Source organism: Streptomyces sp. 4F14 (assembly GCF_048159485.1).
Taxonomy (GTDB): Bacteria; Actinomycetota; Actinomycetes; order Streptomycetales; family Streptomycetaceae; genus Streptomyces.
On sequence record NZ_JBLRVY010000034.1, the window covers coordinates 103,711 to 128,553 of the forward strand.

The 24,843-nt window shown below is 71.1% G+C and carries 23 protein-coding genes; 10 read left to right on the forward strand and 13 right to left on the reverse strand.

The window, feature by feature from the left end; translation table 11 throughout:
* Positions 1-316 precede the first annotated feature (316 nt).
* The gene (locus tag ACLZOT_RS41295; protein ID WP_416974349.1) at positions 317-1,357 is read right to left on the reverse strand and encodes a mechanosensitive ion channel family protein; all 1,041 of its coding nucleotides are present in this window, start codon (positions 1,355-1,357) and stop codon (positions 317-319) included.
* 334 nt (positions 1,358-1,691) lie between these two features.
* Here ACLZOT_RS41295 and ACLZOT_RS41300 point away from each other — a divergent pair, with 334 nt between their 5' ends.
* Complete coding sequence (locus ACLZOT_RS41300; RefSeq protein ID WP_010354180.1) at positions 1,692-2,228, forward strand: HNH endonuclease; 537 nt, start codon at positions 1,692-1,694, stop codon at positions 2,226-2,228.
* Between the two features lie 84 nt (positions 2,229-2,312).
* Here ACLZOT_RS41300 and ACLZOT_RS41305 read toward each other — a convergent pair whose 3' ends face one another.
* From ACLZOT_RS41305 to ACLZOT_RS41325, 5 genes are all read right to left on the reverse strand, one after another.
* Complete coding sequence (locus ACLZOT_RS41305) at positions 2,313-3,677, reverse strand: ABC transporter permease (RefSeq protein ID WP_416974350.1); 1,365 nt, start codon at positions 3,675-3,677, stop codon at positions 2,313-2,315.
* Positions 3,674-4,357: an ABC transporter ATP-binding protein gene (locus ACLZOT_RS41310; RefSeq protein WP_416974351.1), complete on the reverse strand. Its 684-nt coding sequence runs from the start codon at positions 4,355-4,357 to the stop codon at positions 3,674-3,676. The genes ACLZOT_RS41305 and ACLZOT_RS41310 overlap by 4 nt, the downstream gene beginning before the upstream one ends.
* On the reverse strand, positions 4,354-4,887 hold the full coding sequence (locus ACLZOT_RS41315; protein ID WP_416974352.1) for a PadR family transcriptional regulator: 534 nt from the start codon (positions 4,885-4,887) through the stop codon (positions 4,354-4,356). The genes ACLZOT_RS41310 and ACLZOT_RS41315 overlap by 4 nt, the downstream gene beginning before the upstream one ends.
* 82 nt (positions 4,888-4,969) lie before the next feature.
* The gene (locus tag ACLZOT_RS41320) at positions 4,970-5,563 is read right to left on the reverse strand and encodes a class I SAM-dependent methyltransferase (RefSeq protein ID WP_416974353.1); all 594 of its coding nucleotides are present in this window, start codon (positions 5,561-5,563) and stop codon (positions 4,970-4,972) included.
* Positions 5,564-6,157: 594 nt separating this feature from the next.
* Positions 6,158-6,556 carry an ATP-binding protein gene (locus ACLZOT_RS41325; RefSeq protein WP_416974354.1) on the reverse strand — a complete coding sequence of 133 codons (399 nt, stop codon included), beginning with the start codon at positions 6,554-6,556 and terminating at the stop codon, positions 6,158-6,160.
* A gap of 126 nt (positions 6,557-6,682) precedes the next feature.
* On the opposite strand from ACLZOT_RS41325, the gene ACLZOT_RS41330 reads away from it, so the two are divergent.
* From ACLZOT_RS41330 to ACLZOT_RS41340, 3 genes are read left to right on the forward strand one after another with little or no spacing between them, the layout of a single operon-like run.
* Positions 6,683-7,561: a helix-turn-helix domain-containing protein gene (locus ACLZOT_RS41330; RefSeq protein WP_416974355.1), complete on the forward strand. Its 879-nt coding sequence runs from the start codon at positions 6,683-6,685 to the stop codon at positions 7,559-7,561.
* 3 nt (positions 7,562-7,564) lie between these two features.
* Positions 7,565-7,735 (forward strand): DUF397 domain-containing protein, encoded by a 171-nt coding sequence (locus ACLZOT_RS41335; protein ID WP_416974356.1) that lies wholly within the window; start codon positions 7,565-7,567, stop codon positions 7,733-7,735.
* Between the two features lie 41 nt (positions 7,736-7,776).
* The gene (locus ACLZOT_RS41340; RefSeq protein WP_416974357.1) at positions 7,777-8,307 is read left to right on the forward strand and encodes a GNAT family N-acetyltransferase; all 531 of its coding nucleotides are present in this window, start codon (positions 7,777-7,779) and stop codon (positions 8,305-8,307) included.
* A gap of 4 nt (positions 8,308-8,311) precedes the next feature.
* Here ACLZOT_RS41340 and ACLZOT_RS41345 read toward each other — a convergent pair whose 3' ends face one another.
* The 3 genes from ACLZOT_RS41345 to ACLZOT_RS41355 all read right to left on the reverse strand — a co-directional run bounded on the left by ACLZOT_RS41345 (position 8,312) and on the right by ACLZOT_RS41355 (position 11,593).
* On the reverse strand, positions 8,312-8,545 hold the full coding sequence (locus tag ACLZOT_RS41345) for a hypothetical protein (RefSeq protein WP_416974358.1): 234 nt from the start codon (positions 8,543-8,545) through the stop codon (positions 8,312-8,314).
* The gene (locus ACLZOT_RS41350; RefSeq protein ID WP_416974359.1) at positions 8,542-8,817 is read right to left on the reverse strand and encodes a hypothetical protein; all 276 of its coding nucleotides are present in this window, start codon (positions 8,815-8,817) and stop codon (positions 8,542-8,544) included. The genes ACLZOT_RS41345 and ACLZOT_RS41350 overlap by 4 nt, the downstream gene beginning before the upstream one ends.
* A gap of 412 nt (positions 8,818-9,229) precedes the next feature.
* Positions 9,230-11,593, reverse strand: coding sequence for an ATP-binding protein (locus ACLZOT_RS41355; RefSeq protein ID WP_416974360.1), 2,364 nt, complete (start codon positions 11,591-11,593; stop codon positions 9,230-9,232).
* 204 nt (positions 11,594-11,797) lie between these two features.
* Here ACLZOT_RS41355 and ACLZOT_RS41360 point away from each other — a divergent pair, with 204 nt between their 5' ends.
* Positions 11,798-12,490: a DUF4232 domain-containing protein gene (locus ACLZOT_RS41360; protein WP_416974361.1), complete on the forward strand. Its 693-nt coding sequence runs from the start codon at positions 11,798-11,800 to the stop codon at positions 12,488-12,490.
* Here the strand turns inward: ACLZOT_RS41360 and ACLZOT_RS41365 are convergent.
* Positions 12,487-14,511, reverse strand: a complete 2,025-nt coding sequence (locus tag ACLZOT_RS41365) for a TerD family protein (RefSeq protein WP_416974362.1) — start codon at positions 14,509-14,511, stop codon at positions 12,487-12,489. The two genes, ACLZOT_RS41360 and ACLZOT_RS41365, sit on opposite strands and share 4 nt — an antisense overlap.
* 132 nt (positions 14,512-14,643) lie before the next feature.
* Here ACLZOT_RS41365 and malQ point away from each other — a divergent pair, with 132 nt between their 5' ends.
* Entirely contained in the window at positions 14,644-16,638 is a 1,995-nt protein-coding gene (gene malQ / locus ACLZOT_RS41370) for a 4-alpha-glucanotransferase (protein WP_416974363.1), read from the forward strand.
* A gap of 206 nt (positions 16,639-16,844) precedes the next feature.
* Entirely contained in the window at positions 16,845-18,623 is a 1,779-nt protein-coding gene (locus ACLZOT_RS41375) for a S8 family peptidase (RefSeq protein ID WP_416974382.1), read from the forward strand.
* Positions 18,624-18,666: 43 nt separating this feature from the next.
* On the opposite strand, the gene ACLZOT_RS41380 is transcribed toward ACLZOT_RS41375, so the two are convergent.
* Positions 18,667-19,122, reverse strand: a complete 456-nt coding sequence (locus tag ACLZOT_RS41380; RefSeq protein WP_416974364.1) for a MarR family winged helix-turn-helix transcriptional regulator — start codon at positions 19,120-19,122, stop codon at positions 18,667-18,669.
* Between the two features lie 130 nt (positions 19,123-19,252).
* Here ACLZOT_RS41380 and ACLZOT_RS41385 point away from each other — a divergent pair, with 130 nt between their 5' ends.
* Together ACLZOT_RS41385 and ACLZOT_RS41390 are read left to right on the forward strand one after the other, a co-directional pair.
* Positions 19,253-20,176: a quinone oxidoreductase family protein gene (locus ACLZOT_RS41385; RefSeq protein WP_416974365.1), complete on the forward strand. Its 924-nt coding sequence runs from the start codon at positions 19,253-19,255 to the stop codon at positions 20,174-20,176.
* 107 nt (positions 20,177-20,283) lie between these two features.
* Positions 20,284-20,532, forward strand: coding sequence for a hypothetical protein (locus tag ACLZOT_RS41390; RefSeq protein ID WP_416974366.1), 249 nt, complete (start codon positions 20,284-20,286; stop codon positions 20,530-20,532).
* A 59-nt stretch (positions 20,533-20,591) separates the two neighbouring features.
* Here ACLZOT_RS41390 and ACLZOT_RS41395 read toward each other — a convergent pair whose 3' ends face one another.
* A complete protein-coding gene (locus ACLZOT_RS41395; protein ID WP_416974367.1) occupies positions 20,592-21,095 on the reverse strand; it encodes a MarR family winged helix-turn-helix transcriptional regulator in 504 nt (167 codons plus the stop codon).
* A gap of 132 nt (positions 21,096-21,227) precedes the next feature.
* On the opposite strand from ACLZOT_RS41395, the gene ACLZOT_RS41400 reads away from it, so the two are divergent.
* A complete protein-coding gene (locus ACLZOT_RS41400; protein WP_416974368.1) occupies positions 21,228-22,124 on the forward strand; it encodes an EamA family transporter in 897 nt (298 codons plus the stop codon).
* 54 nt (positions 22,125-22,178) lie between these two features.
* On the opposite strand, the gene pepN is transcribed toward ACLZOT_RS41400, so the two are convergent.
* A complete protein-coding gene (pepN, locus tag ACLZOT_RS41405) occupies positions 22,179-24,743 on the reverse strand; it encodes an aminopeptidase N (RefSeq protein ID WP_416974369.1) in 2,565 nt (854 codons plus the stop codon).
* Between the last annotated feature and the right edge of the window lie 100 nt (positions 24,744-24,843).

Consider the following 24,843-nt stretch of genomic DNA (forward strand, 5'->3'; position numbering starts at 1 on the left):
GTGCTGTGACCACGAGCCGAACGTCGGCGACGCCAGTGTCATGAGTCTGCGTAACTATCGCGGCTACTGGCTGGGGCAGGGTGCAGTGTGGAGCCGCCCAAAACTCCGTCCCAAAGGTTGGGACCTCCTGGAGCAAGTAAAGAAGATTCCTACCGAATGGCGTTGACGGCGCTTTGTCAGTAGGGTGATCCTCTTCTTCGCTCTTGGTGTGCGGCGGGGGAGTTAGATTCCCGGGCGTGACGCCAGCTTCCGATGTCCTATGGTGATTTCGGAAGCTGGCTCTTTATATGTAGGGATTTCTGACAGGAATTCCCCCTTATTTTCCCGCGATCCGCCCTTGCCCTGAGATCGGCGTAGTAGCCGCCACCTGCGGCGAATCAGCGTTGGAGAACACCGCCGGCGCCGCCACCCCCGCCGAAGGATCCACGACCTCCACCTCCCCCGACACCGCCACCCCGCCCACGATCCGGATGTCCGCCGCGTCGAACGCCCGCTTGATGCGCCACCGCAGCTCCCGTTCCACAGCGAGTTTCTTGCCCGGCATCGTTCGAGCCGTCAAATGAATCACCATGGAGTCGAGGAGGACGGAGTCGAGGCCGACGACGTCAATGGAGGACCAGAGGAGCTCGTTCCAGGGCTCTTCCTTGCTCATGCGTTCGGCGACGTCGGCGAGGGTGGCCTTGACGTGGTCGAGGTCTTCGGTGGGCCGGACCGTGACGTCGACGCCGGCGGTGGCCCAGCCCTGGGAGAGGTTGCCGATGCGCTTGACCTCGCCGTTGCGGACGTACCAGATCTCGCCGTCGGCGCCGCGCAGCTTGGTGACGCGGAGGCCGACCTCGATGACCTCGCCCGTCGCGACCCCGGCGTCGATCTGGTCGCCGACGCCGTACTGGTCCTCAAGGATCATGAAGACGCCGGAGAGGAAGTCCGTCACCAGGTTGCGGGCGCCGAAACCGATGGCGACACCGGCGACACCGGCGGACGCGAGCAGCGGCGCCAGGTTTATCTGGAAGGTCGACAGGACCATCAGGGCGGCGGTGCCGAGGATCAGGAAGGACGCGACGGAGCGCAGGACCGACCCGATGGCCTGGGAGCGCTGGTGACGGCGTTCGGCGTTGACCAGGAGGCCCCCGAGGGCGGTGCCGTCGACGGACTCGACCGTACGGTTCATGCGGTCGATGAGTTTCGTGATCGCCCGCAGGACGAACTTCCGCAGGATCACCGCGACGACGACGATCAGCAGCACCCGCAGCCCGATCGCCAGCCAGGTCGACCAGTTCTGCTCGACCCAGCTCGCGGCGTTGGTCGCGCTCTCCTGCGCGTCCTGGAGCGTCGGCACGGTCACGTCGGGTGACATGGACGGCGACGGCGTAGGAGTCGGCGAGACGGCGGACAGGGACACGGCGGGAACCTCCAGGAGCAACGGCGGCCCGAGGTCACGAAAAGGTCACCGTGCGGGCAGGCTCACCACACTAACGGGGCATTGTGTGGAGGTCTGTCCGATCGAGGTGACAGAGACCTGTCTCACCCGCGCTTGAAGGGCTCCGGCGGCGGAAATCATCGGGGTGTGGTCGAAAACACTCCCAGCCCGTTACCGGGACATGGTGGCGCGTTCACCAGGCAAGAGGAGAGACTGACTGACAGATCGTCCCGGCGCGAGCCACGCGCCGCCGACGCCCAAGGAGGCATCCGTGCCGCATGTCCTGGTCCTCAACGCGTCGTACGAGCCCCTCGGCGTCGTACCGCTCCGCCGCGCGCTCGTCCTCGTCCTGGAGAACAAGGCAGTCTCCCTGGAGGACTCCGGCGCCTATCTGCACAGCGCGACCGTCACAGTCTCCGCGCCCAGCGTGGTCCGGCTCAAGCGATTCGTCAGAGTCCCTTACCGGGGGCCCGTCCCCCTGACCCGCCGCGCGCTGTTCGCGCGTGACGGGGGCCGGTGCATGTACTGCGGTGGCGTCGCAACCAGCGTCGACCACGTCATCCCGCGCAGCCGCGGGGGCCAGCACGCGTGGGACAACGTGGTCGCGTCCTGCCGGCGCTGCAACCACACGAAGGCCGACCGTCACCTCACGGAGATCGGCTGGCGCCTGCGCCACAAACCCGCCCCACCCACCGGACTGGCCTGGCGCATCATCGGGACCGGCCATAGGGACCCGCGCTGGCTGCCGTACCTGCGGCCATACGGCGCGGACGACGCACTCGCCCGGATCGACGGCATATCGGCCTGAGATCCGGGCTTTCGTATACCCGCCCCGGAAATCCCCTCGCGTTTCCGGGGCGGGAGGCATGGGGGGTGGGGGATCCGTACGGGCTTACGCCTGCCGCAGTTCCCCGGGCCGCACGGCCCTCCCCAGCAGCGGCAACGACGTCGCCGCCGCGAGCAGACACGCCCCGTACACCGCGAGCGGCACGAGCGGCGTGCTCCACGGCACCGGTACGTCCGCCAGAGCCCCGTACCACGCGCCGAGCACCGCCCCGCCGCCGCCCGCGAAGAGCACCGCCGGGGCCAGCGGGAGGGCCGTCTCCAGGAGCAGGGCCCGCGCCAGGACCGTACGCGGCACCCCCGCCGCGACCTGCGCGGCGAGCCCCCGGCGGCGGCTCGCGAGGGACTCGGCGGCGCCGACGGCCAGGCCGGACAGCGCGATGAGGAGGCCGAGGCCGATCGCGGCGGCGGTGAGGTCGAGGCCGGCGAGGTAGAAGGCGTCGCTCTCGGCGTGCCGGCCGCGGCTGAGGGCGTCGACGAGGACGGCGCGGACACTGACGTACCCCGTCCCGACGACGGTCACGAGCAGCACCGCCGCATGCGTACGGGCCGCCGCCCACGGGTCGTCCCGCAGCCGTTCCGCCGCGATCAGTACGGCCGCCGACCGCGCCCGGGGCGCGAGCACCCGCCCCGCGAGCCGGGCGAGCGCCCCCGCGATCCCCACGGCGCCGATCCCGACGACGACCACGAGCATCAGCATGAGTACGGGGACGAGGACCAGGCCGACGCTCAGCACGAACACCATGAACGTCAGGGCGAGCACCCCGGCGACCGACCCGGCCACCACGGCCCAGGCACCCCTTCCCACCTGCGGCCGGACCCTGCGCACCCACCCCAGCGGCGAGGCGACCACGTGCCGCAGCGCCAGCAGCCCCGCCCCCGCGCCGACCACCGGCACCATGAGCGCGACGGCGGCGACCCCGGCCCAGGTGAAGAGGCTCGCCCCCTTCCACTGGCTCGCCAGCACGGCGACGGACACGGCACTGGCGACCCCGGCCCCGACGAGACACGCGGGCCCCGTCTCCAGCGCCGCGATCCTCCGCACCTGCCCCGCCCCGGCCCCCGCGAGCCGCAGCCCCGCGAGCCGCCGGTCCCGGTGCACGGCCCCGATCCGCGCACACTGCCCGAGGAACGCGAGGACGGGTACGAGGAGCAGGACCAGCGCGAAGACGATGCCGCGCCGCTCACCGGGACTGTTGAACAGCCCTGCGGCGTACGGCACTTCGTGGTACCCCCGGAGCGACCACAGGGCGGCGGCGAACTGCCCGAGCCCGGTCGCGAGCCCGGCGCCGAGGGCGGTGAGCCCGATCCGCCACCACTCACGCCGGTCGGAGCCGCGCAGGAGGGCCCAGGAGAGGCGGAGGTCGTTGGTGAGGGTGTTCATGGGGGACGTGTTCATGGGGGAGGTGCTCATGCCGGCACCTCCGCCGCCTCGACCACCCCGTCGGTCATCCGTACCTCGCGGTCCGCGTACGCCGCGACCTGCGCGTCGTGCGTGACGACGAGGACGGCCGTACCGTTCTCGCGGGCCGTGTGGACGAGCGCCGTCATGACCTGTTCGCCGGTGAGGGAGTCGAGGGCGCCCGTGGGCTCGTCGGCGAAGACGACGCGGGGGCCGGTGATCAACGCGCGGGCGAGGGCGACGCGTTGGTTCTGGCCGCCGCTCATCTCCCCCGGCCGCAGGGCCTCTTGGCCCAGCACCCCGAACCGCTCCAGCCACTCCCGCGCCTCGGTCCGGGCCGTGTCCCGGCGCTGCCCGGCGAGCAGCAGCGGCAGCGCGACATTGTCCAGCGCCGTCAACTCCGGTATGAGCTGCCCGAATTGGAATACGACGCCGAACTCCGTACGCCGCAGTTCGCTCAACTCCCGTTCCGCGAGCCCGTCCAGCGCCTTCCCGGCGTACACGACCGAGCCCTTCTCCGGCTGCACGATCCCCGAAAGGCAGTGCAGCAACGTCGACTTGCCGCTCCCGCTGGCCCCCGTCACCGCGAGGATCTCGCCCGCGGCCAGCTCCAGCGAGGCGTCCCGCAGGGCGGGTGTCGCACCGTACGTCTTGCCCAGTCCGAGCCCCGACAGCAGCGCACTGTCCGTCATCCGGCGTCGACCTCCTCGGTGAGTGTGACGATCCTGGCCCCCGTGGTGGTCATCCAACGGAGGTCGGCGTCAAGGTGGTTGAGGGCGTAGTCCGCGGACAGCACGGTCGCGAGGTCCGCCCCCCGCCCTGTCTTCACGGCGGTGAGCTCCCGCATCCGCTCCATGTGCGCGGCGCGTTGGGCGGCGAGATACGCCCCGGCGTCCCCGCCACTGAGAATCGCGACGACGACCTTCGCGAAGATCTCGTTGGCGACGAAGGGGGCGGGCGGGGCGATCTCGGCCGCCCACTCCTCCAGCTCCTCGCGCCCCTTCTCGGTGACCCGGTACACGGTCCGCTCCGGCCCGCCGTCGGAATCGGTCCCCTCGACCTCCGCGACCGCGTCCCGCACGAGCCGCTGCAACGTCGTATAGACCTGCCCGTACGCCAGCGGGCGCGCTTGCGGGAAGCGCTCGTCGTGGCGCCGCTTCAGGTCGTAGCCGTGGCTGGGGCCGGTGACGAGCAGGCCCAGGAGGATGTGACGGGTGCTCATGGGGAGCAGTATGCACCAGGTATATGTACTGAGTGAATAGCTGACCCTGAAGAAGCCCTCACCGAGGTGAGGGCTGGGCCGGTCAGGAGGGGACTGTGCCCACGAGGACGAACTCGTTGTAGGGGAAGACCTTGCCGACCGGGCGGGCGAAGGGGAAGGAGTATGTCCGGGTGACAGTCACCTTCGCGGCCTCCGCGTGGCTGCGGAGCTCCTCGAAGCCGACGAAGCGTACGTGTGTGGCGTCCGTCTTGTAGCCCGCCTCCTGCGGGGTGATCAGCACGATCGACCCGCCCGGCTTGATCAGCGGCAGGTACTGGTCGAGGACGCTGACCCCCAGCTCCTCGTCCATGTGCTCCAGGACGTGCGCGCACAGCAGGCTGTCGAAGGAGCCCGGACCGCAGTCGGGGGCCTCCGCGAGTTCCTCGGACGTGTAGGCGGTCAGTCCGCGTTCCCGGCAGGTGGCGACCGAGTGCGCGTTGTGGTCCACCCCCACGCTCTCCGGCGAACAGTTCAGGAGGTTGCGGCCGAGACCGCAGCCCACGTCGAGGACCCTGCCGAGTTTCAGACGCTTGAGGTTCCATCGGTAGGGCGCTTGCGTGGGCAGGAACCGTTTGATTCCCGACGTCTCCAGGCGGGTGAGGCGCTTGGTGTAGTCGGAGGACTGCGTGTCGGGCATGGGCTCTCGCAGGTGGTGGTAGAGGCGCGGAGCCGTGCGCACGGTCGGAGCTCTCGGCCCGTCACGCCATGGGTGGGTGGCCATCGAACGCTTGATCACAAAACTGGTGTGTAGAACCTAGGGCGTGGGCGAGGGGATGAAGTGGAGGAACTTGTAATTTTATCGAACTGTTAGGAAGGAGTTTCGTGAGATGAAGGTGAAGGGGTAGCTCAAGAGGGCCTCGGATGCTCCCCGCCGACGGGCGTGGCCCCTGTGGGTGACCGGCGAGGAGCGACGCGTGGAGCTGGGCGAGCCCGACTGCACCGGCGGATGCTGTGGCTTCGTCTCGGTGGTCGTGCTGCGCCACGGCGGGATCGCGGAGTGGTCCGACGGGAGCCCTATGGCGAGGTGCGGGCGTCGGCGGAGTGGCCGTCGTGGATCTGGGCGACCTCAGCCTCCGCCTTCGGCGTGGGACGCGACGCCGTTCCCGGCGGTGATCGTCGGCAGGGCGATGTCGCGGAGGGTGAGGGGTGGGGCGTTCGTCTGTACGGGCTCTTTCGGCTGCGGGATCCGGTGGAACGGGTTGTGTGCATCGGCTCCCCGTCCAGGTGCCGGTCAGTCGGAGAGTTTCCACTCCGCCCAGACCGTTTTGCCGATGCCCTCGCGGGGGCCGTAGCCCCAGTCGTGGCACAGGGCGCTGACCAGGGTGAGGCCCCTGCCGAACTGTTCGGTGGGGATCGCTTCGCGGGGGCTCGGGATGCGGGTGGTGCGGGGGTCGCTGACCTCCAGGCGGAGGGTGGTGTCGGTGGTGGAGAGGCGGACGAGGATGAGGTGGTCGCGGAGGGAGCCGTGGAGGATCGCGTTGGTGGTGAGTTCGCTGGTGACGAGGGCTACGTCGCCCGCGAGGGTGGGGTGGCCCCAGGTGGTGGTGAGTTCGGCGGTTCGGGTGCGGGCGCGGGTGACGTTGTGGGGGGTGGGGGTGTAGGTGCGTTCGTCTTCGTGGTGGGTGGGCATTGTTCCGGCCTCCCTTGTGCGGTGGTTGGCCTGACGGTAGGGGGGTTCGATTCTCGGGCGCAAGCGAATCGGAGATTATTGTCTCCAAAGGGTGACGGGCTGTGGTTCATGGGACACACTGGGTCGGTGACTCGTACGACACCACTGGGCAACCGGACCTCAACTGTCCTTGCGCGCAAGCTGGGTGGGGAGCTGCTGCGCCTGCGCGACGCGGCCGGGCTGACACAGCGACAGGCCGCCGAGGCGATCAACGCCACCAACTCGAAGATCGTGAAGATGGAACAGGGCTGGGTGCCGATGCGGGACCCGGATGTTCGGATCCTTTGCGAGGCGTACGGATTGGAGGACCAGGAGGCGCTGGCACGGCTGCTTGAACTGGCGAAGCTGGACCGTGAGCGGCGCAAGGCCAGGGGGTGGTGGCGTGGTTCTGTGGGGGATGGGGCGATGGCCGAGTTCATCGCCATGGAGGACGTCGCGAGCCGAGTGCGTACGTGGCAACCCTCGCTGATTCCGGGGTTGTTTCAGACGTCCGGGTACACGCGGGCGCTGGCTGTCGCCGAAGGCCGTTGGGAGGACCCCAACGAGATCGAGCGCATCGTCGAGGTCAAGCAGAAGCGTCAGGGGCGCCTGCTGAGTGAGGATCCGCTCCACTACCACGCCGTGATCTGGGAAGCGGCGCTGAGGCAGCAGGTCGGTGGCCACAGCGTCATGCGCGCCCAGTTGGAACGGCTACTGGAGTTCGCCAGGCTGGACAACGTGCGTCTTCAGGTGCTGCCGTACCGAACGGGTGCTCACCCCTGCATCGCAGGCCCGTTCAGTGTCATTTCCTTCGCGGGGGACAAGGCTCTCGACGTTGTCCATGCTGACACCATCATGGACATGATCTGGGTGGAGAACGAAGCTGAGAGCGATACTTACGCAACGCTCTTTGACCGCACGTCTCGGCTCAGTCTGGCTCCACACGACTCCGTGGCGCTGATCGACAGCTTGTACAAGGAAATGTAGAACATGCCCGTTTTCCAGTTCGTGAAGTCCAGCTACAGCACGGCCAGCAACGACTGCGTCGAGGTCGCCCGCAACATCCCCCACACCATCGCCGTACGCGACTCCAAGTCCCCCACCGGCCCCCTCCTCACCCTCACCCCCACCACCTGGCGCACCTTCACCACCTCCCTCTAATCCAGTTGCCCCCCTCCAACCCCGCCCGATAAGAAGCTCACATGCTCAAAGGCACCAGGATCGGGCTCCGGGCCCGGCACGAGGACGATCTCCCCATCCTCCGTACCGAGCTCTTCAACGACGTGGCCAACTCCGTCCGCGCGGACGACCAACCCTGGCGTCCGGTCAGTCCCGACGCCAAGGGCGCCGCTGCGGACGAGGAGGTGGAGGAGGACCGTGTCCCCTTCTCCGTCGTCGAGTTGGAGGGCGGCACACTGATCGGCGTGGCGAGCCTGTGGGACATCGACACCCACAACCGGTACGCCCACGTCGGCATCAGCCTGCTCCCGTCCGCCCGGGGCAAGGGGTACGGCACGGACGTCGTAGCCACCCTCTGCCAGTACGCGTTCGTCGTCCGCAGCCTCCACCGCCTCCAGGTCGAGACCCTCGCGGACAACGACGCGATGCTGCGCGCGGCGGAACGCAACGGCTTCGTGCGCGAGGGCGTGCTGAAGTCCTCGGCGTGGGTGATGGGGGAGTTCGTGGACGAGGTGATCCTCGGGCTGCTCGTGGGGGACTGGAAGAAGCGCTAGGTGCTCAGCTCGCGGACACCGTGATCACCGCGGACCCCTGTGCCCCGGCGTTCCGCAGGGAGTTCACGACGAGTTCCGTGATCCACGCGGCCGCGTCCGGCGTCCATTCGGGGGCGGACGCGGTGAACGCCGTACCGGTCGCGTGGGCGATGCGCAGGTGCCCGATCGACCGCTCGGCGGCGTGGTCGAGCACCCGCGCCGGATCGAACTCCGACCCCGGTTCCGTCGAGACGGTCACCGTGACGTCCGTCCTGGCCTGCGGATCGGAGAGGGCGTACCAGTCCGCGTCCGTCCGGAGGTCCCAGAACGTGTCGGGGCGGTGAAGGTCAGGTGGCCCATGCGGTGGATGGAGTCGATCATGACCCGGGTCATGGGGAGGATCGGGAGGTGCTGCCGGGTCATCCCGACCGTGGGGTAGACGGTCAGCCAGGCCACCCGCCGGTTCCGGCCGTCCTGGGACCAGTCGTTCATGGGAAGGCTTACGTCGTCGTTCCCAGAGCTGTCCTTCACGACGTGCTCCTCTTCCCTGTCAGCCGCCGCAGGCGTGGGTTTGAACGGGGGTCACCAGCTTGTCCGGCGAGTCGGCGACGCCGATGATGTCGACGTCGACTTGACTGCGCCACGCGGTAATGGACTTTGTCGCCTCCGGTGAAGAAGACCTCGACCGGATCGGCCCTGCGGCTCTCCGACGGCGACGGCGACGGCGTCGGCCCCTCGGCCCAGGCGGAGGAAGGCCACGAGGTCAGTCCGGCGACGAGGACGACGGTCAGGGCCGTAACGCCAAGTGGCTCGGCACGCAAGGACACACACCTACGAGGAGCGGGACACCTCGGCCGATCCCGCACGTCCGCCTCACGAGTGACGCCGCCTACGTCGCCCTCCGACCCCCGGTCAGGTGAACCGCTCTGCGTGGCGACCGCTACTACCCCCTGTCGAGCGCGGCCAGCGCCTCCGCCGCCTCCGCCTGGCGAGGGCTCCGCATCTCCGCGAGTGCGTCATGCGCAGTGAGCAGCGCCTCCCGTGCCTCGGGGTGACCCGTCGCCCCCAGCACCCGGCCCAGATCCAGCCGCGCCTGTTCCGACCACGACGGCATCTGCGCCGCGTCGAAGGAGGCGAGGGCCTGGCGGAGGGGTGCCTCGGCCTCGGCCCAGCGTTCCAGCGCCGCGAGGTCGTTGCCGATCTGCTGGCGGGCGACGGCCTGGTACATGGCCATGACGTCGGACGTACGGCCGGGGACGTCCGTGAGGGAGATGCGTTCGCTGCGGCGGTGGATGTCGAGGGCCTCGGCCGCGCGGCCGGTCTGGCGCAGGAGGGTGCCGAGGGAGTTGAGGAGGCTCAGTTCGGCGAGCCGGGCCTGGGGGGCGGTCAGGGGGGCGAGGCAGCGGGTCGCCTCGCGTAGGCGTTCCTCCGCTTCTTCCATGCGGCCCAGCCGGTTGAGGGCGCCTGCGGCGTAGCCGAGCGACCAGCCCTGCTGGAGCCCGTCCCCGCACTCACGGGCCGCCGCCAGCGCGGCATCGGCGGAGGTCAGGGCGTTGCGGGGGTCGTGCACGCACAGGTTGTACGCCCAGGCGAGGTAGTTGAGGTGGACGGCCTCCTCCTGCCTGCTGCCCAGCAGCCGCGCGGAGCCGGCGGAGAGCCGGAAGACCTCCACCCACTGCTCCCAGTGCTGGTTCAGGTCGGAGAACCAGTGCATGGCCCGCGCCGCGTCCAGGACCTGCCGGTGCCGGCCCGCGCCATGCGCCCAGTGCAGCGCGGCCAGCCACTGCGACCGCTCCGCCTCCAGCCAGGCCCGCGCCTCCTCGCGTCCGGTGGGGGCGGTGCCGGGGTCGGGGTCGCCCGGTGCGCCGTCCCGCGCGTGGTCGACGTCGAAGTGCAGCGCGGCTGCGGTGGCCCGGCGCAGCATCCAGTCGGCGGTGCGGTCGAGGGCCTCGGCGCGTACGCCGGGCTCGTCCTCGGCCTCCGCCTGCTCGGCGGCGTACAGCCTGAGCAGGTCGTGGAAGCCGTACCGCTCCGCGACGGGGTCGCTCTGGAGGAGCCCGGCGTCGGTCAGCTCCTCCGCGCGGGCCGCCGCCTCGCCGTACGGCAGACCGGCGAGCAGCGCGCCCGTCTCGGGGCTGAAGTCCCCGCCCGCGGCCAGCGCGGCCCGCCGGAGCAAGGTCCTTGAGGCAGGCGGGAGTTGACGGTACGAGAGCGCGAACGCGGCCCGTACGCGCAGGCTTCCCGCCTGGAGCCCGTCCAGCCGGCGCCCCTCGGCGGCGAGCCGGGCGACCAGCTTCGCGAGGCGCTCGTGCGGGCGGCTCAGGAGGCGCTGCCCGGCGATCCGTACGGCCAGCGGGAGGTATCCGCACAGGTCGGCGAGGTCGCGGGCGGCCTGCGCCTCGGCCCGTACCCGGTCCGCGCCGATGATCCGGGTCAGCAGCTCCACGGCCTCCTCGCGGCGCAGGAGGGCCAGATCCGTACGGTGCACGGACTCCAGGCCCGCGAGGGTGTGGCGGCTGGTGACGATCGTCAGGGACGGGCCGGTGCCGGGGAGCAGGGGTCTGACCTGGTCCTCGTCGACAGCGTTGTCCAGGAGCAGGAGGACACGGCGGCCGTCGGTCAGGGAGCGCCACAGGCCGGCCCGGTCGTCGGTGGTGGGCGGGATCGCGGGGTCGGCGACGCCCATCGCGCCGAGCAGGCGGGCCAGCGCGTCCCTCGGCGTCGTCGGCTCGGGGTCCATGCCGTGGAGGTCCAGGGCGAGTTGGCCGTCCGGGAAGTGGGGGGTGAGGTGGTGGGCCGCGTGGATCGCGAACGCCGTTTTGCCGAGGCCGGGTTGACCGGAGACGACGGTGACCGTGGGGGTCGGGTGGGGTGTGCCGGGCGCGGTGGTCGTCGACGTGCCCGGACAGGTGCCCCCGACCCCGGCGAGCGTCGACATACCCGTACCGCTGTTCCGTACGAGTTCCAGCAGCCGGGCCAGCGCCGGTCCACGCGCCGTGAAGTCCTGGATGTCGCGGGGGAGTGCCAGCGCCCCGGAACCCGTCGGGGCCGCCTTGGTCCGCGGGCGTCCGGCCGCCGCGCACTCCTCCAGGCCCGCCGCCTCCGCCTCGTCCAGGCCCAGCGCCTCCGCCAGCGCCTGCACCGTCAGCCGCTGTGGCCCCTTCGTACGGCCGCGCTCCATGTCCGCCAGCGCCCGGACGCTCACCCCGGCCGCGTGCGCCAGCGCCTCCTGGCTCAGTCCGGCATCGGCCCGGAGGCCCCGCAACCGCTGCCCGAAATCGCCCGCGGAAGGCGTGCCGACGCGCACCGTCGATGTCTCCGATCATCCGGCTCGTCCGGATGAGAGCCCCCGGCAGAAGTATGACGGACGCACTTATGCCGGGAGAACTGCCTGGTCGGAGGGGGTGCCGGGTGATCGACTGGAGACAAGCGCGGGGGCGCCTCCGCGCCCTTCTGCTGACCTGCCTGACGCGCCGACACCGGCTCGCTATCACCGACGGGGAACCCCACCATGAACACCGCACTGCACCGCTCCACGCTCGCCCTCGCGGGTACGGCCCTCGCGCTCTCCCTCACCGCCTGCCAGAGCGGCACGGGTACCGAGACCTCGGGGGCGGCGAAGCCCGAGGCCACGGTGGCGTCCGCTCCGGTGGCCGCGACGTCGGCGGTCGACAAGACCGCCGGTACGGCGGGGTCGGGCGATTCGGCTTCGGGCTCCACGGGGGCCTCGGGCTCCAAGGGCTCGGGTGCCGCCGGGGCCACCGGCGGCAAGGCGACCGCCTCCACGCCGGCCTGCGCCGCCGCCGACGTCCGTATCACCGCCGCCCTCCAGGACGGCCCGCCCTACACCCACATCGTGCTGACCGCGAAGAACACCACCCGGCACTCCTGCCGCCTCGCCGGTTTCCCGCGCGTCCAGTTCCTGGAGAGCCACAAGCAGGACGTCCCGGCCGTCGCCAAGAGCAAGCCCGCGACCCCGGTCGTCCTGGCGGCCGGCGCCCCCGCCTACGCCCTGGTCAAGCTGTCGGACGGCGGCGTCGACGAGGACAACGAGCCCGTCACGGCGTTCCAGGTCATGCTGGAGGGCGACGCCACGGTCATCACCGTCACGGCACCCGGCACGGACGGCATCGCCGTGGACCCGGCGAAGGCGCTCACCGGGTACTGGACGTACGAACTGCGCAACGGGGCCGACGACTTCTAGGCCGCGCCCGCTTTGTCCAGGTGGACGACCACGCCCGTGTGGAAGCGGTTCACCGCGTCGTCCACGCTGCGGATGAACCCCGACTCCGCGTTGCCCCGGCCGCTGCCCATGCCCTTGAGCAGGGAGAGGCGGAAGCCGGTGATGCGGGTGTCGGGGTTCTTCGGGAGGAGGTCCGCCGGTTCGGGGCGCAGGCGTTCGAGGGTGCCGCGCGGTCCGGTCCCCGTGTCGCCCTCGACGAGCGTCTCGACGTGGAGGTCGGCGGGGGCGTCCGCGAGGCGGCGGACCAGGCGTTTCACCCAGGTGAGGGGGTAGCCCTGCTCCGGCGCCGGGATCTCGATCGACGTACGGAGCCTCGCCGTCCGCAGATCCGCGCTCACCGCGAGGATGCCCGGCGCCCCCTCGATCCGGAGTTCCGCCAAGAGGCGTCCGTCCAGGCAGAGTTGGTCCGCGAGGCGGCTGCGGCGCTCCTTCGGGTCGGCGCCGCGTTTCGCCCGCTGGACCGGCAGGACCTTCTGGCCCAGCTCGCCGCCGAGACTCAGACAGATCTGCCGGACCAGGCGCTCCCAGCTCTCCACGACGTCCAGCGCGCGCGGGTCGCCCGCGCAGAGGGTCTCGTCGTCGATGCCGTTGCGTACGGGGACCCAGGCCGCGCCCATGTTCTGGAAGCCGTGGCAGCCGGAGTTGTCGTGGCGGAGGTAGTGCAGCAGTTCCAGGAGCAGCCAGGCGTGCGCCTTGTCGCCGACGCCCTCGTGGCGGATCAACATCTGCGCCTGGTGGGCGACTTCGGCCCAGGAGAGGTGCCACAGGGCGACCTTGTGCTTGCGGCGTCCGTCGACCTTGACGTCCACCAGAGGGCTGCCTTCGAGGGCCACATCGTTCGACAGGGTGATGACGGCCTCGTACCCGCGACGCGCGGCGATGTCCATGTACGCCTGCACCTGCTCGGACTTGAGGGCGTTGCCGTTGGTCTTCGTCTCGACCAGCGCGGTCCAGAGTTTCCCGGCCCGCTCGATCCGGATCACCCCGTCCGGGCGCCTCGGGGTGTCGCCGTGCGGCAACGAGACCTCGGTGAACGTCTCCATCCGGCCGGCCGGGGCACCGAACGCGGCGGTGAGCCTGCGGCCGAACTCGGGGACTTGGGCCATGACCGACAGCAGGACGGAGGTCGCGCGGGTCTCACGGTCCCGGTCGCTCTTGAGGGCGGAGGCGGGGAAGAGGCGTGCCTGTCGCCAAGTCTCGTTCTCCGCGAGGGACTTCTTAGGGGCCTTGGGGACGGTGACTTTCTTCTTCGCGGTCCTGGGTCGCACGGGCTTCTTCGGCACCGTTTCGTCGGCGGCCGGCCGGGGCGCGGGGACGAGTCCCAACACGGGTTCCTGCGGCAGGACTTGTGGGGCTTCTCGGCCGGCTTCCGGCGCAGTCTCTTGCAGGTCCCCCTGCTGTCCCTCATACGGCCCGGCCGCCTCGTCCTCGCCCGCATCGTCCTCGATGTCGACGCCGAAGTCCGTCGCCAGCCCCGCGAGTCCGGCGTCGTACCCCTGTCCGACCGCCCGGAACTTCCACTCCTCGCCCCGCCGGTACAGCTCCCCGAAGATGATCGCGCTGACAGCCCCCGCGTCCTCGATGGCGAACGCGACGAGCGCCTCCCCGCTCCCGTCGGCCAGGATCACCTTGAGGTCCTCCAACTCCCCGAACCCGGCGCCCCCGTAGCGGCTCGCGGCCACGACGATCCGCTCGACCCCCGGCGGGACCACGGTCAGATCGAAGCTGATCCGGTCCTCGTCACCGCTGTCGGTCGGCGTCTTCCCGAGCATCTGCACACTGCCGTCGGCGGCGACGGGGTTGTTGTAGAAGTAGAAGTCCCCGTCGCTGCGCACCTTCCCGTTCTCGTCCAGCAGCAGCACCGACACATCCGCGTCCCCCTCGCCGGTCGGGCTCACCCAACTCAGGCTCACGATCACCGAACCGGCGTTCTCGCTCAACGCCGCCAGCGCCACGTTCGAGCCCTTGGCCATCTCCTTCATGTAACCCCCCCAGGTGTGACGTACAGCACAAGCAGAGACTGTAGTGGGCGGTGTGTGGAGTTGTGGGGGAGTCCGTGAAGTACGCACGGGGTAGTGCTGGGATGACCCGTCCCCCCTCCCGAGGAGGTTGCCGTGGCTGATGAGGAACTGGCGCAGCTCGCCGAGTCGTACGGGGTCGCGCCGGCGTTCAGTCCGGGGCCGGGGCGGGTGGTCGAGGCTTCGGAGACCGCGTTGGTGCGGGTGCTCGCGGCGTTGGGGGTGGACGCGGGGAGTCCGGAGGCCGTGCGCGAGGCGCTCGGGGAGCGGCGGCGGGTGCTGGGGGAGCGGGTGGTGGCGCCGACGCTGGTGTGGTGGGCGGGGGGTGCGGTGCCTGAGTTGCCCGAGGGGAGCGCGGTGCGGGTGGTCACCGAGGGCGGGGAGGTCCGCGAGTGGGGTGGGGAACTGCCCCTCGGTGTACACGAGTTGACCGTCACCGCCCCTGACGGGCGTACCGGCGTCGCCCATCTCGTCGTCGCGCCCGCCCGGCTGCCCACGCCCGCCACGCGGTCGTACGGGGTGCTCGTGCAGCTCTATTCGCTGCTGTCCCAGCGGTCCTGGGGCATGGGAGACCTCGGGGATCTGCGGGAGTTGGCGGAGTGGGCCGGGCGGGGGCTCGGCGCGGGGTTCGTGCAGGTCAACCCCTTGCACGCGGCCGTGCCGGGCCCGCCGACAGATCCCTCGCCGTACCGGCCGTCCTCGCGCCGCTTCCCGGATCCCGTGTACCTGCGGGTCGAGGAGATCCCGGAGTTCGCGTACGTCGACGGCGTCGCGCTCCAGGCCCGGGGTGCCGTGCTGCGGCAAGACGTCCTGGAGAAGGGCGAGTTGATCGACCGGGACGCAGTGTGGGCGCTGAAACGGGAGGCGTTGGAGGCCGTCGCCGCCGTTCCGCTGGGCCCGGGGAGGCGGGCCGTGTACTGCGACTTCCTCGCCGCGCAGGGGGAGGCGCTGGAGGACCACGCGACGTGGTGCGCGCTGGCGGAGGTGTACGGCGCGGACTGGACGCGGTGGCCGGAGGGGCTCAGGGACCCCCGGTCCGAGGAAACCGCCCGCGCGCGGCTGGAGTTGATGAGCCGGGTCGACTTCCACTGCCGGGTCGCCTGGTACGTGGACGCCCAACTCGGCGCCGTACAGCGGGAGTCGGGCATGGCGCTCGGTGTCGTGCACGATCTGGCCGTCGGTGTGCATCCGGGCGGCGCCGACGCCTGGGCCCAACAGGGCTTCTTCGCCCGGGAGATGTCCGTGGGCGCCCCGCCCGACGCCTTCAACTCCCTCGGCCAGGACTGGGGGTTGCCGCCCTGGCGTCCGGACCGGCTGGCGGCGGCGGGGTACCGCCCGTTCCGGGACCTGCTGCGGGGGCTGTTCCGGTACGCGGGGGCGCTCAGGATCGACCACGTGATGGGGCTGTTCCGGCTGTGGTGGGTCCCGCAGGGCGAGGCGCCGGTCGACGGGGCGTACGTCCGCTACGACGCGGAGGCGATGCTCGCCGTACTGGTGCTGGAGGCGTCCCGGGCGGGGGCCGTCGTGATCGGCGAGGACCTCGGGACCGTGGAGCCCGGTGTGCGCGAGACCCTGCGGGAGCGCGGGGTGCTCGGGACGTCCGTGCTGTGGTTCGAGCGGGACTGGGACGGGGACGGGCGGCCCGTCCCGGCGGAACACTGGCGTGCCGACTGCCTCGCCACGGCGACGACCCACGACCTGCCGTCGACCGCCGCCCGCCTCAGCGGTGAGCACATCGAACTCCGGGACCGGCTGGGCCTGTTGGACGGCCCGCTGGACGCCGAGCGGGCCGCCGCCGCTGCCGACGTCCGGGAGTGGCTGGCGGTGATCGGCGGGGGCGCCGGTGACGAGGAGTCCCAAGTCCGGGCCGTGTACCGGTACTTGATGCGTACGCCCGCCTCGCTGGTCGGCGTGTGGCTGCCGGACGCGGTCGGGGACCGGCGTCCGCAGAACCTGCCGGGGACCTGGGACCAGTACCCGAACTGGCGCCTGCCGGTCGCGGACGGGGAAGGGCGGCCGGTGAGCCTGGAGGAGCTGGCGGGGTCGGCTCGGGCGCATGGGCTGTTCGAGGCGCTGAGGGCGGGCGGGTAGCTCTGAGGTAGTCCCGCACTACATCGTTTTTCAGCCATGCCGCTACGGCGTCCCTGCACGGAAAGGTACTTCCGTATGTGGGCATGAACCTGACATCTTGCGTCCACCACTAGTTTCGTACGGCCGGCCGGTGACCTCGGCGCGGCCGGGCCGTTTCCGGAGGACGCATGACACCCCACATATCCAGACGCCCCAGACGCACGCTGGTGCTCGCGGCCACGCTCGGCGCCACCCTCGCGTTCGGCGCCCCGGGCGCCCTCGCGGGCACGCTCCCCGTCCCCGCCACCACGCCGGCCGCGAAGGCGCTGGCGTCGGCCGCCAAGGCCCCCGCCCCGGCCGCCGCACCGGCTTCCACGACCGCGGACTGGGTGGCCGGCACGCGCGCCTACCTCGTCATCACCGCCCCCGGTGACAGTTCGGCGGTCCGCTCGGCGATCACGGCCAACGGCGGCACCGTCTTCTCGACCTTCGACGCCATCGGCGTGATCGTCGCCCACTCGGCGTCCAGCGGGTTCGCCGCCACCATGCGCGGCGTCGCGGGCGTGCAGAAGGTCGGCGCCACGCGCACCTCGGACGTCCCGGCCGACGCCTACAACCCGGCGCTCCCGGCCAACCCGTCCCAGTCCACGACCCCGGCCGGCGAGCCGGTCCGGGCCGACATGAGCCAGATCAAGGCCGACCAGGCGTGGGCCGTGAACCCGGGCTCCGCCTCGGTCAAGGTCGGCGTCCTGGACACCGGCGTGGACGACCAGCACCAGGACCTGGCGCCCAACTTCGACGCGGCCGACTCGGTGTCCTGCGCCTACGGCAAGCCCGACACGCGGGCGGGCGCCTGGCGGGACGTCGACACGCACGGCACCCACGTGGCGGGCACCATCGCCGCGGCCAAGAACGGCAAGGGCGTCGTCGGCGTGGCCCCCGGAGTGAAGATCGCCGCGGTCCGGGTCGCCGAGCCGGGCAACGCCTTCTTCTTCGCCGAGAACACCATCTGCGGTTTCGTCTGGGCCGGTGACCACGGCTTCAAGGTCACCAACAACAGCTATTACACGGACCCGTGGCAGTTCAACTGCCCGGACAACATCGACCAGGCCGCCATCATCGAGGGCGTCACGCGCGCCCAGGCGTACGCCGAGAGCAAGGGCTCCCTCCAGGTCGCCGCCGCGGGCAACGAGAACTACGACCTCGCCCACAAGACGACCGACACCGCGAGCCCGAACGACTCGACGCCGGTCACCCGCACCATCACCAACGCCTGCATCGACATCCCGACCGAGCTGCCGGGCGTGGTCACGGTCGCGGCCAACGGCACGGGCGTCACCAAGGCGTCGTTCTCCAACTTCGGGCAGGGCGTCATCGACGTCTCGGCGCCGGGCAGCAACGTGTACTCCACCGTCCCCGGCGGCGGCTACGGCAGCAAGAGCGGCACCTCGATGGCCAGCCCGCACGTGGCCGGCGTCGCGGCGCTCATCGCCAGCGCCGACCCGGGCATCACCCCGGCGCAGATCCGCGCCAAGCTGGCCGCCCAGGCCAACGACATCGCCTGCCCCTCGGACAGCCGCTGCACGGGCACGACGGCCAACAACGCGTTCTTCGGCGAGGGCCAGGTCGACGCGCTCAAGGCCGTCGGGGCCACCCCGCCGCCCGGCGCGTACTTCGAGAACCTCACCGACGTCACCATCAACGACAACGCGACCGTGGAGAGCCCGATCGCCGTCACCGGCGTGACCGGCAACGCCCCGGCCACCCTCAAGGTGGGTGTGGACATCAAGCACACCTACATCGGTGACCTGGCGGTCGACCTGGTGGCGCCGGACGGCACCGTCTACTCGCTGCACAACCGCGCCGGCGGCAGCGCCGACAACATCGCCCAGACCTACACCGTGAACGCCTCCTCGGAGGTCGCGAACGGCACCTGGAAGCTGCGCGTCAACGACAACGCCGCCTCGGACACGGGCAGGATCGACGCCTGGAACCTGACCTTCTAGCGCAGGGCCGGCGGGGGCGGGCTCACTCTGAGGTAGTCCCGCACTACACCTCAGGAGCCACCCCCGCCGCCTCGTGCACCCTCCGCAGCAGCTCCATCAGCCGCTCCCCCTCCTCCGCCCCCAGCGGCGCCAGCAGCCGCGCGTTCGCCCGTTCCGCCAGCTCCGCGCACCGCTCCAGCACCCGCACCCCCTGCGCCGTCACCCGTACCGCGTTCTTCCGCCGGTCCGCCGGATCCGCCTCCCGGACCGCGAGCCCCTTCTCCTCCAGGTGGTTGACGACGAGTACGACGTCCTTCGCGTCGAACCCCAGCCGCCGCACCAGGTCCGCCTGGGCGAGTGGCCCGTGCTCGGCGACGGCCGCCAGCACCGCGTGCTGCGGCAGCCGCAGCCCCTCCGCCGCGAACGCCTCCGCGACCAGCTCACGCCCCCGCGCGGCGACCCGGCCCGCGAGCCAACTGGGGAGGGACTGGATGTGGGTGAGGGCACGCGGTTCGCTCATGCCCGCACCCTAACCAGAAACCGTTGGACATCCCAACGACCTTGCCCCTAATCTCGGAACCCGTTGGGAACCCCAACGACTACAGGGCCCGGCATCGGCCGGCATCCCCGGTGACTACGAGGAGGTGGCCATGCGGCGTGTCCGGTACGAGGCCAGCGGCGGCCCCGAAGTGCTGTTCCTGGAAGAGACCCCCGCCCCCGCCCCCGACCCCGCCCCCGGCGAACTCCTCGTCCGGACGGAGGCGATCGGCGTCACCCTGCCCGCCGTACGGAAGGTCCGCGAGGGCGTCGGCCCGCTGGCCGGGGAGGTCGCGGGGCCGGTCGTGGCCGTAGGGGAAGGGGTCACGGGGTTCGAGCCGGGCGACCGCGTCACCGGCCTCTGCTTCTCCCACGCCTACGCCGAACTGGCCCTCCTCCGCCAGGAGTTCGCGTCACCCGTGCCCGAAGGGGCGAGCGCGGCCGACGCCGTCGCGCTGGTCCGCAGCGGCGCCGTGGCGCGAGGAGCCCTGGAGGCGGGGCGAGTCGAGAAGGGCGACACGGTCCTCGTCACGGCAGCGGCCAGCGCGATCGGCTCACTCGCCCTGCAACTCGCCCGCATCCGGGGCGCGTCCCGCGTCGTGGCCGCCGTGAGCGGCGCCGGCAAAGGGGAGTTCGTGCGCGGACTCGGCGCCGACGAGGTGGTGCTGTACGGCGACGAGAGCTGGGGCGAGCCGGTGGACGTCGTCCTCGACGGGGTCGGCGGCGACGTACTCGGGCCCGCCGTACGGGCGTTGGCACCGGGCGGACGACTGGTCGCGTTCGGTTCGGGCGGCGGAAGCGTCGACGCGTACGAACTCCTCGTCCGCAGCGCCTCGGTCACCGGCTTCCAGATGGCGGCTCTCGCGCGGCGCGAGCCGGAGACGTACGCGCGGTGGATCGGCGAACTGTGGGAGCGGTACGACACCGGCGCGCTGCGCCCCCGCATCTTCGCGGAGTTCCCGCTGACGGAGGCGGGCCGGGCGCACGGGGTGATCGAGGCGCGCGGCAACCGCGGAAAGGTCGTCCTGCTCCCGTGAGCGGCGCCGGGCGGCCGGACCCGCGAGGGACCCCGCCCGCCCCCTCCGCCCCTCCCTTAAGGCACCCCGGACGAGCGCCCGCCCCCGGCGTTCGCTACTTTTGCACCGTGGACAAGAAGAACGCCTTGCGCGCCGGCACCCTGGCGGCCGGTACGACGCTGATGATGCTGCTGTTGTCGTCCCCCGCGCTCGCGCTCACGCGCGACGACGGTGACGATCCGGGTCCGGGCCTGAGTGTCGTCGACACGCTGGGCCTGTTCGTCGTGGCGCCGATCGCCATCTTCCTCGCGATCTTCGGCCTGGTCTGGGTCCTCGACAAGTCGAAGGACCGCGAGCCCAAGGCGTCGAAGGCGTGACGTCCGCTTCCTGAACAACGCGGGTACCCCCTGGGTATTAACCGGGTACCCCCCGAGGGCTACTCCTGTGTAGCCCCCGGCAGCAGCTCCCGCAGAAGGTCGGCCAGTTGGCCGACCTTCTGTGCGTCCAGGACCGAGATCGCCCGCTGCTGGACCGCGAGTCCGGCCGCGACCGCCTGGTCGACGACCTTGCGGCCGTCCTCCGTAAGGGTGACTCGCAGGGCCCGCCGGTCGTGGGGGTCGGGCGAGCGGCGCAGCAGGGACGCGCGTTCGAGTTTGTCGAGGCGCCCGGTCATGCCGCCGGTCGTGAGCATGAGGGTCGAGGAGAGTTCACGGGGCGAGAGGGAGTACGGCTCGCCGGAGCGGCGGAGCGTCGCGAGGACGTCGAACTCGCCGCGTGAGATGCCGTACGGGGCGTAGGCGCGCTCGGCGCGGTCGCCCATGGCGCGGGCGATGCGGGAGATGCGGCCGAAGACCTCCATCGCGGCGGTGTCGAGGTCGGGGCGGGCGACGGCCCACTGGTCGACGATCGCGTCCACGGGGTCCTTGGGGGGCGTGCTCATGGGAGGAGTATCTCAAGCGGCACCGGCTTGCTCCTGAGTAGCTTGACTCTGATTAGCTTAGAGCTAAGCTAATCGCCGTTGAGCTAATCATCATCGAGCTAACCGCCCGAGGTGCCCTACCCGAGGTGTCCCATGAGATCCGCCACCGTCCTCCTCACCGCCCTCGCCCCCGTCTCCTGGGGCACCACCTACGCCGTGACCTCGGAGTTCCTCCCCCCGGACCGCCCCCTGTTCACCGGCCTCATGCGCGCCCTCCCCGCCGGCCTGCTCCTCCTCGCCCTCACCCGCACCCTCCCGCGCGGCGCCTGGTGGTGGAAGGCGGGTGTGCTGGGCGCCCTCAACATCGGCGCGTTCTTCCCGCTGCTGTTCCTCGCCGCGTACCGCCTGCCCGGCGGGCTCGCGGCGGCGGTCTCCTCGGTGGGGCCCCTGTTCGTGCTGGCCCTCTCGACGCTGCTGCTCCGCGAGCGTCCGAGCGTCCGCCCCCTTCTCACCGGCATAGCGGCGGCCCTCGGCGTCACCCTCGTAGTCCTCAAGGGGGCCGGTGCGCTGGACACCCTGGGTATGACGGCCGCGGTGGCCTCCACGGCGTCCATGTCCGCCGGTACGGTCCTGACGAAGAAGTGGGGCCGCCCCGAGGGCGCGGGACCCCTCACCCTCGCCGGCTGGCAGCTCACGGCCGGCGGCCTCCTGATCGCCCCCCTCGCCCTCCTCGTCGAAGGGGCGCCCCCCGCCCTCGACGCCCGCGCGATCGGCGGCTACCTCTACCTCGCCCTCGCCAACACGGCCGTCGCCTACTGGCTCTGGTTCCGCGGCATCGGCCGCCTCTCCGTCACCCAGGTCTCCCTGCTCGGCTCCCTCTCCCCGGTCACCGCGGCGGTCGTCGGCTGGGCGGCACTGGACCAGTCCCTCACGGCACTCCAACTCGTGGGCATGGGCGTGGCGTTGGGAGCGACGGTCCTCGGACAGCTGAGGCCCGCCACCACCCGTACGGCACCGGCACCGAAGCCGCGCGAACTCCAGAAGGTGTGAAACGAGAGGCGCCCGGCGGCGAAAACGCCGGGCGCCCCTGGTGAGCACGTACCGCTACGCGTCAGCCGCCTGCGCCTTCAGCGCACGCTCGACGCCCGACCGCGACTCCGACACCAGCCGCCGCAGCGCGGCGTTCGGTTCGGCGGAGGCGAGCCAGGCGTCCGTACGGTCCAGGATGTCCTGGGAGACCTGGACCGACGGGTAGAGCCCGATCGCGACCTGCTGGGCGATCTCGTGGGACCGGGAGTCCCAGATGCCCTTGACGACCTCGAAGTACTTCTCCGTGTACGGCGCGAGCAGCTCGCGCTGCTCCGGCTGGACGAACCCGCCGATCACGGCTTCCTGAAGGGCGTTGGGCAGGTCGGCGGAGTCGATGACCGAGGACCACGCGGCGGCCTTCGCCTCGGCGGTCGGCCGGGAGGCGCGGGCCGTCAGCGCGTGCCGCTCGCCCGCCGCCGTCTTGTCGCGCCCGTACTCGGCGTCGATCTCCGCCTCGCCGAACCGCCCGACGGACGCGAGGCGTTGGACGAACGCCCAGCGCAGCTCGGTGTCGACGGCGAGCCCCTCGATCGTGGACGAGCCGTCCAACAGGCCCACGAGCAGCGACAGTTCGGACTCCGTCCGGGCCGTCGCCGCGAACGCCCGTGCCCACGCGAGCTGGTGGTCGCCGCCGGGGGCGGCCGCGCGCAGGTGCTCCAGCGTCGCTTCCGTCCAACGGGTCAGCAGAGCCTCGCGCCTGGCCGGTGCCGCGTACAGCTCCAGCGCCAGCTTGACCTGCCGCTGGAGGGACTGGACGACCCCGATGTCCGACTCCTTGCCGATCCCGGAGAGGACCAGCGAGAGGTAGTCGCTCGTGGCGAGTTCGGCGTCCCGGGTCATGTCCCAGGCGGACGCCCAGCACAGGGCGCGCGGCAGGGAGGACTCGAAGTCGCCGAGGTGCTCGGTCACGAAGGCCAGGGACTCCGTGTCGAGGCGGACCTTCGCGTACGACAGGTCGTCGTCGTTGAGGAGGACGACTGCCGGGCGGCGCTTGCCGATCAGCTCGGCGACCGGCGTCAGCTCGCCGTCGATGTCCAGCTCGATGCGCTCGTCACGCACCAACTTGCCGGTCTCGTCGTCGAGTTCGTACAGGCCGACGGCGATGCGGTGCGGACGGAGCGTCGGCTCGCCCTTCGCGCCGGCCGGCAGCGCGGGGGCCTCCTGGCGGATCGCGAACGAGGTGATGACGCCGGAAGCGTCAGTGACGATCTCCGGCCGCAGGATGTTGATCCCGGCCGTCTCCAGCCACGCCTTCGACCACGACTTGAGGTCACGCCCGGAGGTCTTCTCCAGCGCGCCGAGCAGGTCGGACAGGCGCGTGTTCCCGAAGGCGTGCGCCTTGAAATACGCCTGCACGCCCTGGAAGAACGCGTCCATCCCGACGTACGCGACGAGCTGCTTCAGGACCGAGGCGCCCTTCGCGTACGTGATCCCGTCGAAGTTGACCAGGACGTCGTCGAGGTCGTTGATCTCCGCCATGATCGGGTGCGTGGACGGGAGCTGGTCCTGCCGGTACGCCCACGTCTTCATGGAGTTCGCGAACGTCGTCCAGGAGTGCGGCCAGCGCGAGTCCGGCGCGTACGCCTGGCAGGCGATCGACGTGTACGTCGCGAACGACTCGTTCAGCCAGAGGTCGTTCCACCACTCCATCGTGACGAGGTCGCCGAACCACATGTGCGCCAGCTCGTGGAGGATGGTCTCCGCGCGCGTCTCGTACGCGGCGTCCGTGACCTTCGAGCGGAACACGTACTGGTCGCGGATCGTCACCGCGCCCGCGTTCTCCATCGCGCCCGCGTTGAACTCCGGGACGAACAGCTGGTCGTACTTCTTGAACGGGTACGCGTAGTCGAACTTCTCCTGGAACCAGTCGAAGCCCTGCCGGGTCACCGCGAAGATGGCGTCGGAGTCCAGGAACTCGGCCAGCGAGGGGCGGCAGTAGATGCCGAGCGGCACGGACTGGCCGTCCTTCTCGTACACGCTGTGCACCGAGTGGTACGGGCCGACGATCAGGGCCGTGATGTACGTCGAGATGCGTGGCGTCGGCTCGAACTCCCAGACGTCGTCCTTGGGTTCGGGCGTCGGCGAGTTGGAGATCACCGTCCAGCCGGTCGGCGCCTTGACCGTGAACCTGAACGTCGCCTTCAGGTCCGGCTGTTCGAAGGAGGCGAAGACGCGGCGCGCGTCCGGGACCTCGAACTGCGTGTACAGATACGCCTGTTGGTCGACCGGGTCGACGAAGCGGTGCAGGCCCTCACCGGTGTTGGTGTAGGCGCAGTCCGCGACGACCCGCAGGACGTTCGGACCGGCGAGCAGGCCGGGCAGCGCGATGCGGGAGTCCTCGAACACCTCGGCGGGGTCCAGGGCGTCCCCGTTCAGCGTCACTTCCAGGACCGCCGGGGCGACCAGGTCGATGAACGACTCGCCGCCGCCCTCGGCGACGTCGAAGCGCACCGTGGTCACGGACCTGTAGGTACCGCCCTCCTGCGCCCCGGAGAGGTCGAGATCGATCTCGTACGAGTCAACGGTGAGCAGCTGAGCCCGCTGCTGAGCCTCTTCGCGAGTCAGGTTTGTGCCAGGCACGCGGTCATCTCCTCGTTATGCGTGGGTTGTGGCCATCCTTCCACGTGCCGTATCCCGGCACCCAGCCACTGTCCACGGACCCTGTTCCCCCGGGGGCCCG

What these genes read in the sequence shown, in the direction of transcription:
- ACLZOT_RS41295 (WP_416974349.1), bottom strand. Translation starts at nt 1,357, where the DNA reads ATGTCACCCGACGTGACCGTGCCGACGCTCCAGGACGCGCAGGAGAGC.
- ACLZOT_RS41305 (WP_416974350.1), bottom strand. Translation starts at nt 3,677, where the DNA reads ATGAGCACCTCCCCCATGAACACGTCCCCCATGAACACCCTCACCAAC.
- ACLZOT_RS41310 (WP_416974351.1), bottom strand. Translation starts at nt 4,357, where the DNA reads ATGACGGACAGTGCGCTGCTGTCGGGGCTCGGACTGGGCAAGACGTAC.
- ACLZOT_RS41315 (WP_416974352.1), bottom strand. Translation starts at nt 4,887, where the DNA reads ATGAGCACCCGTCACATCCTCCTGGGCCTGCTCGTCACCGGCCCCAGC.
- ACLZOT_RS41320 (WP_416974353.1), bottom strand. Translation starts at nt 5,563, where the DNA reads ATGCCCGACACGCAGTCCTCCGACTACACCAAGCGCCTCACCCGCCTG.
- ACLZOT_RS41325 (WP_416974354.1), bottom strand. Translation starts at nt 6,556, where the DNA reads ATGCCCACCCACCACGAAGACGAACGCACCTACACCCCCACCCCCCAC.
- ACLZOT_RS41335 (WP_416974356.1), top strand. Translation starts at nt 7,565, where the DNA reads ATGCCCGTTTTCCAGTTCGTGAAGTCCAGCTACAGCACGGCCAGCAAC.
- ACLZOT_RS41340 (WP_416974357.1), top strand. Translation starts at nt 7,777, where the DNA reads ATGCTCAAAGGCACCAGGATCGGGCTCCGGGCCCGGCACGAGGACGAT.
- ACLZOT_RS41360 (WP_416974361.1), top strand. Translation starts at nt 11,798, where the DNA reads ATGAACACCGCACTGCACCGCTCCACGCTCGCCCTCGCGGGTACGGCC.
- ACLZOT_RS41365 (WP_416974362.1), bottom strand. Translation starts at nt 14,511, where the DNA reads ATGAAGGAGATGGCCAAGGGCTCGAACGTGGCGCTGGCGGCGTTGAGC.
- ACLZOT_RS41380 (WP_416974364.1), bottom strand. Translation starts at nt 19,122, where the DNA reads ATGAGCGAACCGCGTGCCCTCACCCACATCCAGTCCCTCCCCAGTTGG.
- ACLZOT_RS41385 (WP_416974365.1), top strand. Translation starts at nt 19,253, where the DNA reads ATGCGGCGTGTCCGGTACGAGGCCAGCGGCGGCCCCGAAGTGCTGTTC.
- ACLZOT_RS41395 (WP_416974367.1), bottom strand. Translation starts at nt 21,095, where the DNA reads ATGAGCACGCCCCCCAAGGACCCCGTGGACGCGATCGTCGACCAGTGG.
- ACLZOT_RS41400 (WP_416974368.1), top strand. Translation starts at nt 21,228, where the DNA reads ATGAGATCCGCCACCGTCCTCCTCACCGCCCTCGCCCCCGTCTCCTGG.